Here is a 12,193-nt window from a genome sequence, read left to right as displayed (position 1 = left end):
TTTCTAAGGGGAGGTGCGCGGCGGCTGCGCCGCCGCGCACCTCCCCGTTAGCTTTTCCCCTTCTCCCCCGCGCGCGCGCGGGGGAGAAGGGGCCAGGGGATGAGGGGGCATATTGGCGGCCGACTCCAAAATGAGAATTGCTGTACGCTGTGACTACCCGTATCGGCCAGACCTGACAGGCCGTGCAGACCCGTCGGATCTTCGGTGGCGCCAGCCCTAGCGCGCCGCCTGTGCTTCCTGGTACATGCGGCGCAGTTCCTTGCGCAGCGTCTTGCCGATCAGGTTCTTGGGCAGCGCGGCGACCACCGCAACATGCTTCGGCGACTTGAATTTTGCGATATGTCCGTGGCAAAACTCGACCAACTCGGCCTCGGTCGCCTGCTCGTTCGGGCGCAGCACCACATAGCCTTGCACTTCCTGCCCCATCTCGGCGTCGGGCACGCCGATAACGGACGCTTCGGCGACCTTCGGATGCCGGTAGAGCACCTCTTCCACTTCGCGCGGGTAGATGTTCTCGCCGCCGCGAATGATCATGTCGTCCTTGCGCTCGACCACCCACAGGTAGCCGTCCTCGTCCATTCGCATCATGTCGCCGGTGTGCAGCCACCCGTTGCGCAGCACGTGCGCCGTCAGTTCCGGGTTCTTGTAGTAACCCTTCATCACGCTCGGCCCGCGCACCAGCAGCTCGCCGATCTCGCCGCGCTGCACCGGCTTGTCGTCGTAATCCACGATGGAGATGTCGATGCCGTAGATCGGCACGCCAATCGAACCGCGCTTGTTCGGCATGGTCGGCCGGCTGGCTGCAACGACCGGCGAGTTCTCGCTCAACCCGTAACCGTCGAAGATCTCCTTGCCGATCTTGGCGTCGAACTTGCGCTGGATCTCGACCGGCAGCGGCGCGGAGCCGCTGCCCCAGCTCGTAACCGAAGACAGGTCGAATTGGTCGACCTTGGGGTGATTCAGCATGTACGCGTACATCGTCGGCACGCCGGAGAAACTGGTGACCTTGTGCTGCTGTATCAGCCGCATCGCCGCTTCCGGCTCGAACCAGGTCATCAGCACGTAGCGCCCGCCGACCAGGAATCCGACGTTCATCACGGTCAAGCCATAGGAGTGCGCCAGCGGCAGGGCCAGCAGCGCTATGGTCGGCTTGTCGCTGAAGTCGGTGCGCTCAAATTCGGTCGTCACCGCCGCCAGCTTCGCATTCGAGTACAAGTTCAGGTGCGTCAGCATCACGCCCTTGGGGCGGCCCGTCGTGCCGGAGGTATACAGCATGACGGCCACGTCATGCGCGCCGGTCGGCGCGATCGGCAGATCGTCCGACTGCCCGTCGATCAGCGTGCTGAATGACGGCGCGCCGTCGACTGATTTGTCGGCCAGCACAATCCGCTTGACGCTCGCCACCCCCTGCGCCGCCTGTTTGACCTTGTCGTAGAACTGCGAATGGGTCACCACCGTTTCCGCTTCGGAATGCGCCAGGATGTAGTTGATCTCCTGGGGGCCGAGCATGAACATGACCGGGATCACGGTAGCACCCAGCCGAAACGCCGCCTGGAATGCCACGATCACATCCGGTGAGTTGGGCATCAGCACGACGACTTTGCCGCCGGGACCCACGCCCAGCGAGCGCAGCCCGTTGCCCAGCCGGCACGCCAGCCGCCGCAGATCAGTATTCGAATACGCTTTGCCCTCGTAGGTCAGGAACGGGTATTCACCATACAACTTGATATTGGTCTCGGCCAGATCGGCAAGGTTCATGGCGGCTCCTTTCGTGCACAGCGCGGGGATGGGGTGGCTGTTGGCGGGCATTGTAGCAGAGTTTGCAGGCGCGCACCAATCGGGTTTCGCCGCGCCTCCCTGCCAGCAATTCTCATTTTGGAGTCGGCCGCCAATATGCCCCCTCATCCCCTGGCCCCTTCTCCCCCGCGCGCGCGGGGGAGAAGGGGAAAAGCTAACGGGGAGGGCAACGCCGCGTACTTGTCGAGCCAGCGTGCGTGACAAGCACTAGAGGGCCAAGTTCATAGCAAGCCGGCATTGGACAGTACGCGTCCAAAGCCAAATTGAGAATTGCTGCCCCCCTGCGCTCGACGTTGCCGACCGGCCCGAATTGGGTTATACTCGCCCAGGGATGATCGGCGGGCGTCGCGCCCGCACGCAATAATCGGGGAGCATGGAGCGCATGACGGACGAACAGTTAATTGCAGAGTTCCAGAAGCAGGTTGACGAATGGCGCGCCACCGGCGCCGCCCCGCGCATGGCCGACGCCGCCGTAGCACAACTGATCGGCATTATCGGCGGCAATCGCCCGGACAAGCCACAGGCCATCGCCGCGCTGGCGCAGGTCGACTGGCCGCTGGCCGTCAATTTCCTGAGCGCGCTGACGCCGCCCGGCATGGTCTTTGTCCCGGCCGGCCCGTTCACCATGGGCAGCACGGACAGCAGCGAAGAGCAACCGGTACACACGGTGTGGGTCGATTCGTTCTACATCGACAAGACGCCGGTCACCAACAAGCAGTTCGGCTTCTTCTGGGAAGACGTGCCGTACAACGAATCCGTCGAGGCGTGGGACGGCTTTGAGGAAGGCCGCACCATCGTCGCCAGGCAGGGCCAGCGCCGCGCACCGTACCACTGGTTCGATGAGGAGTGGAACCCGCCGGACAAGCCGGTCGTCGGCGTTTCATGGTATGAAGCGATGGTGTGCGCGCGCTGGGCGGGCAAACGCCTGCCGAGCGAGGCGGAGTGGGAAAAAGCGGCGCGCGGCACGGATGGCCGGCGCTACCCGTGGGGCAACGCGTTCGACGCGACGCGCTGCAATACGAATATCGCGGACAATGCCGCCAGGTCCACCATGCCGGTCGGGCGCTTCTCGCCCACGGGCGACAGCCCGTATGGCGCGCAGGATCTGGCCGGCAACGTCTGGGAATGGACCGCCAGCCTCTACAAGCCATACCCCTATGCGGCCGGCGACGGCCGCAACGATCCGGCTGCGCCCGGCCAGCGCGTGCTGCGCGGCGGCGGATTCGGCAGCTACTTCGAGGATCATTACCGGAGCGCCCACCGCTACCCGCAGAACCCCGACTACATGTACGTCGCCGTCGGCTTTCGCTGCGCGTCGACGGTGCCGGTTGCCCCGCGATCGTGAGCACGCGTTCGGACTGGCTGGCCTTTGGCTTCTGGCTGCTGCTCGGCGCCGGCAGCCTGTTCGCGCTGACGCAGGTCGGCGGCGATTACGTCGCGTCGATCCGCTCGCTGCGCGACCTGCGCTGGCGCGTCGTGCGCTTTGTGCCGCCCACGGAGCGCGCCGACGGCGCGGCTGTCATCGAGATTCAGAATCGCTCGCCACTCGACCTGAAAATCAGCCAATTGGAGTTGTTCGTCTGGAGCGGCAACGTCACGGTCGGCAAGACGTACCACGCGCTGGGCGAACGGACCGTGGGCGCCGGCGCCACTGTGGAGCTGCCGCTCGATCTGGTCGTTATCCCGGCCGCGCTGGCCGACGCGCGCGCGCGCGCGGACGGCAAGCCGCAGCCGTGGGCCCTGACCGGCAGCTACAAGGTGACGACGCCGCTCAGCGACTTCAATCTGCTCTACCGGCTGAACCTCGAAATGCCATGATCAATCGCGTGCTGGCCGCCACGGCGCTCGGACTGGCGCTCGGCGCCATTTTAGTCATGTTCACTCCGTGGATGCGCGACTTCTCGCGCTGGAATATCGACACGGGCGGCCTGATGGCTGGGACGACGATTGTCTTCACCCTCTGCTTCCTCGTCGTCGCGCCAACGCGCGATGCGCTGGTCGTGGCTGGCGCGAGCATCGCCATCGGCGCCGCCGTCAGTGTATATGTCTTGAGCCTGCCCGCCATGCTGGATCTGGTGCCCAACACCATCACCTTCATCAACAACGCCCAGTACATCACCGCCTTTTCGTGCGTGACGGCCAGCCCGTTTGTGGCGGTCGGCGGCGTCCTCGGCGCGTTCGCGCGCGCTGCGCTGCGCCGCCGGTGGCGCTAGGCGGATCGTGTCTCCGCGACCGGCGCTTGCGGCCGCATGTCCCCGGGCCGATGATTGACGGCCGCGGTCGGCGCACCGCCTATACTGTTTTTGTTTGACTATGTCCTCAAAGCTGTTGCAAGCACAGGTGCTTGAAGTGCGCCCCCTCATCCCCCGGCCCCTTCTCCCCCGCCTTGCGGGGGAGAAGGGGAAACGCTAAAGGGGATTGGCGCGGCGGCTTTGCCGCCGCGCCAATCCCCTTTGACTTACTCCCCCTCCCAGCTTCGCTGGGAGGGGGCCGGGGGAGGGCGGCGAATACTACACCGTGCTGACACATACAACAATCGCTTGGGGACATACTCATCACAAAACAGCACTACCGTTCGCTGTTTTTCGTTCACGGTTCACTCATCGCTGCCCGTCACCCGTCAATAGAACCGCGGGGCCTTACGGCCCCGCGTTGGTCGTTCAGATTGCCGCCAGGTCAGAAAGCGCCCAGCGACGGTATTCTAGAAACTAGGACAGCTTCGGCCGGCCTTCCGCTTCCTGGATGTATATCGTCTCAGGCATGGCAAAGAAGATGTTGACGTCCTGCACGATTTCGCCGCGGGAGTTCTTCGGAATACCGCCGACCCATGGCTTATACGTGCGCGCCGAGTACAGGTAGTACACGTACGTCGCGTAGCCTTCTTCGAGGCCCAGGATCTCAGCCTGCGCGTACTTCGCGGTGCGCTCGGCCAGCGTGCCAACCTTCGCCTCGGTCACGAACTTGTCAAAGTCTTTGTTGTTGAAGTCATGGCGGTGACCCGACGCGCCCGAACCCGAATACCAATTCTGGTACAGGTTGTTGTTCGAGTCCGGGTAGTCCGAGTACCAGCGCACCCACGTGAACTGCTGCTTGTGGTCCCACATGTTCGGGCGGAACACCTTCTGCTCGGCCGGGTCAAGTTCCACGCTCATGTTGAGGTTGTCCTTCAACATCGCCTGGATCGCCTGCACCGCCTGCGTCGAGCCGATGCGCTCTTCGCCCGTGCGATACGACAGCTTGATCGGCGGCCAGTTCTTGCCGCCTTCGTACGGCGTGCCCTTCAACTCGTCCATCGCCAGCTTCGGATCGAACTTCGTCAGCTCGACGATTTTCGGATACTTCGCGGGATCGAGGTAGTGCGGGAAGTCCGGCGGGTCGAAGCTATAGGCGACCTTGCCGACGTCCTGCAGGACGTTCTTGACGATCGCGGCGCGGTCGATCGCATGGTTGAGCGCACGGCGGACGCCCCTGTTGTCGAACGGCTTCATGAGCGGGCTACCGGTAAGGTAGAACGCGCCGCTGCCCGAGAAGGTGATCAGTTCCTTGCTCAGCTTCGCGTCGGCGCGCACGCGCTTGATCTCCGCCGGCTGGACATTGGCGCGGTCGACTTCGTTCTTCTCGTACGACGCCAGTTCCTGCACGTCGGCGATGACCGGGTAGATGACCTTGCGGATCGCCGGCTTGGGTCCGGCCGTCCAGCCGTCCCAGCGCTCCATCGTCAACGTCTTCTCGTGCACCCACTGCGTCAGCTTGAACGGGCCGTTGCTCGTGATGACGGCCGGCTCGGACGCCTTCACCGCATCGCCAAATACTTCACCCGTCTTCTCAACCGTCTTGCGATGGTTCGGCAGCGCGGCGATGTAGGCGACAATCGTCGGGAAGTAGCCGTAGGGGCCGTTCAGCGTGACGACCAGCGTCTTGTCATCCACAGCCTTGATGCCGACGTCCGCGTTGTCGATCTCCTCGTTGGTGCTCTTCAGATCCTTGCGGTTGTTGAACGCCTCGGCGCCCTTGACATCATACAGCAGCGACGAGTACGGCGCTTTGGTGCCCGGGTGCAGCATGCGGACCCACGACCAAGCGAAATCTTTCGCCGTCACCGGGTCGCCATTCGTCCACTTCACGCCGTCCTTCATCGTGAAGGTAAAGACGTTGTCCTTCTGGACGTACGTGGCGAGGTACGGCTGCGGCTTGTAGTCGAAGTCGAAGTTCAGCAGGCCGGCCCAGATCTCCGTGCAGCCAGCGCAGTACAGGTTACCGTTGAAGTCCATGCTGGCCGGCTCGGCCGGCATGTAGGAGCCGTCGCGGAAGACCTGCTCCGCATCCGGCACCTTCCCGCCGGCGGGCGGCTGCACGGCGGCGGTGGTCGCAACCGCGGCGGGCTTGGTCGGCGTGGCTACCGCAGGCGCTGCGGTCGGGGCCGTGCCCGCCGTGGTCGGCGCCACCGGCGCCATGGTCGGCGCGGTCGTCGGGCCGCCGCAAGCCGCCAGGATAGCGCTGCTCGCACCGGCGGCCGCCAGGATCTTCAGGAACGTGCGGCGGTTCATACCGCCGGACTCGGCACGGGCCTGGAACAACTTGACTTGCTCTGGGTCGTTGACCCAATCGTTGTTTGGCATTCTCTCCTCCTAAAGCGCTGCATTCGAACTGCGTATCGGCCAACTCACCTGCTGGAAGGGGCTTGTAGTCTTTGCTCTGTATCACCTCCTTCACATGGTGTACTCATCATTGGACCATGAGACGTGCGCGCCAAATTGTGCGTCCAGCCCGACCGATCGGTTCGACCAGACAGGTCTGAGAGCGATTGATGCCAAGGATGTTAGCCGGGCGACTGCTTTCCTTCGTCCCCGGCCATGGTCGACGCGTATTCGTGCTCTCCAGTCAGCAGTTTGCCTTCCGCAAAGCGGGTCGCGCGGAACAGCGTGCTATCCACGTGCTTGCTTTGCCCTTCGAGCAGCAGCTCCGCCACCGCTTCGCCAATGGCCGGCGCGGTCTTGAAGCTAGTCAGGCTGCCACCCGTCGCGAGGTAGAGGCCGCTCACGCCAGGTGCCAACCCGAGGAGGACCTGCCCGTCCGGAGTGTAAGCTTCCGGCGCGGCCCACCCGGTGGGGTCGCTGGAGAGCGCCATGCGCGGTAGTCGCCGCTTGATGACGGCGAGCGCGGGCTCCATTCTGCCAGCTTCCAATTCGAACGCGTCGGGCGCATCAGGCTCAACCGGCAACGCCGGCTCGATGCCGAACAGGTTGCGCTGATTGCGATCGTTGCGCGTGTACATCCCCAACGCACGGTCAATAATGACCGGATGGCGTCCCATGCCCGAGGGCCAGCCGCTGTTAGCCGCCATGCCGCGCCTCGGCGTCAGCGGGAGCGTGACGCCGGCCGTCTGCGCCAGTCTGCCGGCCCACGCGCCGGCGGCCAGTACAACCGAGGGCGTGGTGATGACGCCGGCGCTCGTCTCGACGCCGCTCACGCGCCCCGACTGTGTGCGGATGCGCGTTGCCGCTGTGTTAAACTTGATCTCGACACCGAGCGCGCGCGCGCGATTGGCCAACCCCTGCGTCGCGTCCACCGGATAGGCATAGCCACTTTGCGGTTCGTACGATACGCCGCCAATGTCATCGGTGTAGATGCCCGGTATCAGCGCACGCAAGTCGTCAACCGAGATGACCTCTGTATCCACGCCCAGTCCCTGCATCATACGCACGTTGGCGCGCAGGACGTCGCCATCGCCGTGGCCGACAATCATCACGAAGCCGCTGTTGACGAACGGCGACGGCGCGCCGACCCAGTCGTTCCAGGTCTGCCACAGGTGCAGGCTGCGCCAGGCGAGGCTTACGGCCGCCGGGACGGTATAGTGCATGCGCACCAGCCCGCCGCTCGCGCCGCTCGCGCCGACGGCGACCTGTGCGCCCTTCTCCAGCAGCACAATACGCTTTGCGCCCTTCAGTGCCAACTGCACGGCTGTAGAACATCCGAGCATGCCGCCGCCAATCACGACGACGTCCGCAGTTTGGTCCATGTGAACTCTCCTTGAGGGATCCATCAGCCAGGTTCGGGGAATTGCAACGATTATACTCCGAGCGGGCAAAAGCGGCTATTTGGTGAGTAGGGCTATTCCATGATTACTTGACGCCAATCGGAGCGCATCCTTAGCGCCACCAAGCGCCGTCGAATGGCGCGGGACGCTCCACATGCATGCCTTTTCAGATGCGTTGTCACACTGCGCAAAAAAACACACGCGGGGCCTTACGGCCCCGCGTGTGTCGTTCAGGTTGTAACCAGGTCAAACAGCACCCGGCGACGATGTTTTTGAAACTAGGACAGCTTCGGCCGGCCTTCCGCTTCCTGAATGAACAGCGTCTCAGGCATGGCGAAGAAGATATTCACATCCTGCACGATTTCGCCGCGGGAGTTCTTCGGAACGCCGCCGACCCACGGTTTGTACGTGCGCGACGAGTACAGGTAATACACATACGTCGCGTAGCCGTCTTCGAGACCGACCAGTTCCGCCTGCGCGTACTTCGCGGTGCGCTCATCCAGGGTGCCGACCTTCGCGTCGGTCACGAGCTTATCGAACGCCGGGTTCGCGAAGTCGTGGCGGTGACCCGACGCGCCCGAGCCCGAGTACCAAACCTGATACAGGTTGTTGTTCGAGTCCGGGTAGTCTGAGTACCAGCGTATCCACGTGAACTGCTGCTTGTGGTCCCACATGTTCGGGCGGAACACCTTCTGCTCGGCCGGGTCGAGCTCCACGCTCATGTTGAGGTTGTCCTTCAACATCGCCTGGATCGCCTGCACCGCCTGTGTCGAGCCGATGCGCTCTTCGCCCGTGCGATACGACAGCTTAATCGCCGGCCAGTTCTTGCCGCCTTCGTACGGCGTGCCCTTCAGTTCGTCCATCGCCAGCTTCGGATCGAACTTGCACAGTTCGACAATTTTCGGATACTTCGCCGGATCGACGTAGTGCGGCAGGTCGGGCCCGTCGAAGGTGTACGAAATCTTGCCGACGTCCTGCAGGACGCTCTTGACGATCGCGGCGCGGTCGATCGCGTGGTTGATCGCGCGGCGGACGCCCTTGACGTCGAACGGCTTCATGTTCGGGTTCGGCACGAGGTAGAACACGCCGGTGCCCGAATAGGTGATCAGTTCCTTGCTCAGCTTCGCGTCGGCCTTCACGCGCTTGATCTCCGCCGGCTGGACATTGGCGCGGTCGACTTCGTTCTTCTCGTACGACGCCAGTTCCTGCGTGTCGGCGATGACCGGGTAGATGACCTTGCGGATCGTCGGCTTGGGTCCGGCCGTCCAGCCGTCCCAGCGCTCCATCTCAATCACCTTCTCGTGCGTCCATTTGGTCAGCTTGAAGGGGCCGTTGGTCGTGATGACGGCCGGCTCGGACGCCTTCACCGCGTCGCCAAACACTTCGCCCGTCTTCTCCAGCGTCGCGCGGTGGTTCGGCAGCGCGGCGATGTAGGCGACGATCGTCGGGAAGTAGCCGTAGGGGCCGTTCAACGTGACGACCAGCGTCTTGGCGTCGGTCGCCACGATGCCGACTTCCTTGTTCGCCGCTTCGATCTCGGCCTGCGTGCCCTTCAGGTCTTTGCGGTTGTTGAACGCTTCGGCGCCCTTGACATCGTACAGCAGCGACGAGTACGGCGCCTTGGTGCCCGGATGCAGCATGCGAATCCATGACCACTCGAAGTCCTTGGCGGTCACCGGGTCGCCGTTGGTCCACTTCACACCGTCCTTCATCGTGAACGTGAACACGTTGTCCTTCTGGGTGAACGTGGCGAGGTACGGCTGCGGCTTGTAGTCGAAGTTGAAGTTCAGCAGGCCGGCCCAGATCTCGGTCAAACCGGCGCAGTACAGGTTGCCGTTGAAGTCCATGCTGGCCGGCTCGGCCGGCATGTAGGAGCCGTCGCGGAAGACCTGCTCCGCATCCGGCACCTTCCCGCCGGCGGGCGGCTGCACGGCGGCGGTCGTCGCGGCCGTCGTCGGCTTCGGCGCGCTGGTTGCGGTCGCCACCGCGGGAGCGGTCGTGGCCGCGGGGCCGGCCGCGGTCGGCGCCACCGGCGCCATGGTCGGCGCGGTCGTCGGGCCGCCGCAAGCAGCGAGGATGGCGCTGCTCGCACCGGCCGCCGCCAGGATCTTCAGGAACGTGCGGCGGTTCATGCCCGCGCTCAAGGCGCGTTCTTCAAATTGCCTGACCTGATCCAGGTCATTTGCCCAGTTCTTTTCGGACATTCTCTCCTCCAGGGTTGAGAGTCAGTGTGTGCTTCTGTTTGGAACACCGTGCCTGTACAAAGTCAATGCGATCGCAATCGCGAACTTACATCACCTCCTTCAGCATTCTCGTCCGGCTTTAGTCCTCGAGACCGGTGGCGCCGATCCCGCGATGAGTTCTAGTTCGTGTAGTGACAGGCCGCCCAGTGCCCTTTTGACTTTTCCTCGAAGACCGGGATCTCCGTCGCGCAGCGCGGCAGGTTGGCGATCGGGCAGCGCGGGTGGAACGGGCAGCCGCTGGGCGGGTTGAGCGGGCTTGGCACGTCGCCCTGCAGTATGATGCGCTGACGCTTCTTGGCGCCGACCGTCGGCACCGGAATCGCCGTCAGTAGCGCCTGCGTGTATGGGTGCTTGGGCGTGTCGTAAATCTCGGACGTCGTGCCCATCTCGACCAGGCGCCCCAGGTACATGACGCCGATCCGGTCGCTGATGTGCGCCACCACCGCCAGGTTGTGCGCGACGAAGATATAGGTCAACCCGAACTGCGCCTGCAGGTCCCTGAGCAGGTTCAGCACCTGCGCCTGCACCGACACGTCGAGCGCCGAGACGGCCTCGTCGCAGATGATCAGGCGCGGGTTCAGCGCCAGGGCGCGCGCAATGCCGATGCGCTGGCGCTGGCCGCCGCTGAACTCGTGCGGGTAGCGGTTGACGAAGAACGGGTTCAGGCCGACGACCTTGAGCAGGTCCTGCACGCGCTGTTTCTGCTCGGACTTCGTGCCGACCCGGAACACGTCGAGCGGCTCGCCGATGATATCGCCGACCGTCATGCGCGGGTCGAGGCTCGACGCCGGGTCCTGGAAGATCATCTGCATATTGCGCCGCAGCGGCCGCAGCGCCTCATCGCCCAGCTTGGCGATGTCCTGGCCGTTCAGGATGATTTGCCCGTCGGTCGGCTCGTACAGGCGGACGATCGACTGTCCGAGCGTGGTCTTGCCGCAGCCCGACTCGCCCACCAGGCCGAACGTCTCGCCTTCAAATACGTCAAACGTGACGTCGTCGACCGCCTTCAGGGTGCGTCCCTGGCGGTCGAAAATCATGCCGCCGCCGATCTTGAAATACTTCTTCAGACCGCGCACGGACAGCAGTACCTTGGTCGGATCGCTGGTGTTGGTCGTCATGCGGGTCGCTCCTGCGGGAACCAGCAGGCTACCTGATGCTGCGCGCTGACGCGCGTCAGCGGCGGCTGCTCTTTGCACTTCTCCTGGCGCGCCGGACAGCGCGCGTAGAAGCGGCAGCCGGCCGGCGGGTTCAGCAGGTCGGGCGGCAGGCCTTTCATGGGGATGAGTCGTTCCTTGACGTTGACGCCGAGTTTCGGCACCGAGCGCAGCAGGCCGATCGTGTAGTGATGCGCCGGGCGGTTGAAGATGTCGTCGATCGGCGCTTCTTCGATGATCTGGCCGGCGTACATGACAATCACGCGCTGGCACAGGTCGGCCACGACGCCGAGGTCGTGCGTGATCAGCACGACGCCCACGCCCAGATCGGTGTTCATCTTGCGAATCAGGTCGAGGATCTGCGCCTGGATCGTCACGTCGAGCGCGGTCGTCGGCTCGTCGGCGAGCAGCAGCAGCGGCGTGCAGGCAATCGCCATGGCGACCATCACGCGCTGGCGCATACCGCCCGAGAACTGGTGCGGGTAATCGCCCAGCCGATCCGACGCCGCCGGGATGCCGACGCGCTTCAACAGGTCAACGGCCTGTTTGCGCGCCTGTTCGTCGTTCATGTCTAGGTGCAGCTTGAGCGGTTCGGTCAACTGGTAGCCGATGGTCAGCACCGGGTTGAGCGACGTCATCGGTTCCTGAAAGATCATGGCGATCTTGTTACCGCGGATATCCGCCATCTGGCGGTCGGAGATCTGCGTCACATCGACCATGCCGGAGTCGGTCTGCAAGTGGATGTTGCCGGTCACCACCTTGCCGGGATGCGGGATCAGCTTCATGAGCGACAGCGCGGTGATCGACTTGCCGCAGCCGCTCTCGCCCACGATGCCCAGCGTTTCGCCTTCGTGCATCTTGAACGAGATGCCGTCCACCGCCTTCACCACGCCATTGCGGGTGAAGAAGTGGGTGCGCAGATTGTCGACCTCGAGGATCGGTTTTGTGTTTTGTTGTGTCAT

The 12,193-nt window shown here is 63.9% G+C and carries 9 protein-coding genes; 3 read left to right on the top strand and 6 right to left on the bottom strand.

Annotated elements, in window-relative coordinates; genetic code table 11:
- Positions 1-216: 216 nt before the first annotated feature.
- Complete coding sequence (locus HZB53_00950) at positions 217-1,758, bottom strand: long-chain-fatty-acid--CoA ligase (protein MBI5876190.1); 1,542 nt, start codon at positions 1,756-1,758, stop codon at positions 217-219.
- A 421-nt stretch (positions 1,759-2,179) separates the two neighbouring features.
- Between HZB53_00950 and HZB53_00945 the strand changes: the two genes are divergently transcribed.
- From HZB53_00945 to HZB53_00935, 3 genes are read left to right on the top strand one after another with little or no spacing between them, the layout of a single operon-like run.
- Positions 2,180-3,142, top strand: coding sequence for a formylglycine-generating enzyme family protein (locus HZB53_00945; protein ID MBI5876189.1), 963 nt, complete (start codon positions 2,180-2,182; stop codon positions 3,140-3,142).
- Positions 3,139-3,615: a hypothetical protein gene (locus tag HZB53_00940; protein ID MBI5876188.1), complete on the top strand. Its 477-nt coding sequence runs from the start codon at positions 3,139-3,141 to the stop codon at positions 3,613-3,615. The genes HZB53_00945 and HZB53_00940 overlap by 4 nt, the downstream gene beginning before the upstream one ends.
- Positions 3,612-4,010: a hypothetical protein gene (locus HZB53_00935; protein ID MBI5876187.1), complete on the top strand. Its 399-nt coding sequence runs from the start codon at positions 3,612-3,614 to the stop codon at positions 4,008-4,010. Before HZB53_00940 ends, HZB53_00935 begins: the two co-directional genes overlap by 4 nt.
- Before the next feature lie 495 nt (positions 4,011-4,505).
- Here HZB53_00935 and HZB53_00930 read toward each other — a convergent pair whose 3' ends face one another.
- The 5 genes from HZB53_00930 to HZB53_00910 all read right to left on the bottom strand — a co-directional run bounded on the left by HZB53_00930 (position 4,506) and on the right by HZB53_00910 (position 12,193).
- Positions 4,506-6,416 (bottom strand): twin-arginine translocation signal domain-containing protein, encoded by a 1,911-nt coding sequence (locus tag HZB53_00930; GenBank protein ID MBI5876186.1) that lies wholly within the window; start codon positions 6,414-6,416, stop codon positions 4,506-4,508.
- Between the two features lie 200 nt (positions 6,417-6,616).
- Positions 6,617-7,816 (bottom strand): FAD-binding oxidoreductase, encoded by a 1,200-nt coding sequence (locus tag HZB53_00925; protein ID MBI5876185.1) that lies wholly within the window; start codon positions 7,814-7,816, stop codon positions 6,617-6,619.
- A gap of 296 nt (positions 7,817-8,112) precedes the next feature.
- Entirely contained in the window at positions 8,113-10,038 is a 1,926-nt protein-coding gene (locus HZB53_00920; GenBank protein ID MBI5876184.1) for a twin-arginine translocation signal domain-containing protein, read from the bottom strand.
- 158 nt (positions 10,039-10,196) lie between these two features.
- Positions 10,197-11,195, bottom strand: coding sequence for an ATP-binding cassette domain-containing protein (locus tag HZB53_00915; GenBank protein MBI5876183.1), 999 nt, complete (start codon positions 11,193-11,195; stop codon positions 10,197-10,199).
- Positions 11,192-12,193, bottom strand: a complete 1,002-nt coding sequence (locus tag HZB53_00910) for an ABC transporter ATP-binding protein (GenBank protein MBI5876182.1) — start codon at positions 12,191-12,193, stop codon at positions 11,192-11,194. Before HZB53_00910 ends, HZB53_00915 begins: the two co-directional genes overlap by 4 nt.

This window comes from Chloroflexota bacterium, from assembly GCA_016235055.1.
Classification (GTDB): Bacteria; Chloroflexota; Anaerolineae; order JACRMK01; family JACRMK01; genus JACRMK01.
The sequence above is the reverse complement of the archived record's forward strand: the minus strand, read 5'-3'. Positions and strand labels throughout refer to the sequence as shown.

Excerpts from the sequence above, each read along its gene's own strand:
- HZB53_00910 (MBI5876182.1), bottom strand. The coding sequence starts at position 12,193 with ATGACACAACAAAACACAAAACCGATCCTCGAGGTCGACAATCTGCGC.
- HZB53_00915 (MBI5876183.1), bottom strand. The coding sequence starts at position 11,195 with ATGACGACCAACACCAGCGATCCGACCAAGGTACTGCTGTCCGTGCGC.
- HZB53_00950 (MBI5876190.1), bottom strand. The coding sequence starts at position 1,758 with ATGAACCTTGCCGATCTGGCCGAGACCAATATCAAGTTGTATGGTGAA.
- HZB53_00935 (MBI5876187.1), top strand. The coding sequence starts at position 3,612 with ATGATCAATCGCGTGCTGGCCGCCACGGCGCTCGGACTGGCGCTCGGC.
- HZB53_00920 (MBI5876184.1), bottom strand. The coding sequence starts at position 10,038 with ATGTCCGAAAAGAACTGGGCAAATGACCTGGATCAGGTCAGGCAATTT.
- HZB53_00925 (MBI5876185.1), bottom strand. The coding sequence starts at position 7,816 with ATGGACCAAACTGCGGACGTCGTCGTGATTGGCGGCGGCATGCTCGGA.
- HZB53_00945 (MBI5876189.1), top strand. The coding sequence starts at position 2,180 with ATGACGGACGAACAGTTAATTGCAGAGTTCCAGAAGCAGGTTGACGAA.
- HZB53_00930 (MBI5876186.1), bottom strand. The coding sequence starts at position 6,416 with ATGCCAAACAACGATTGGGTCAACGACCCAGAGCAAGTCAAGTTGTTC.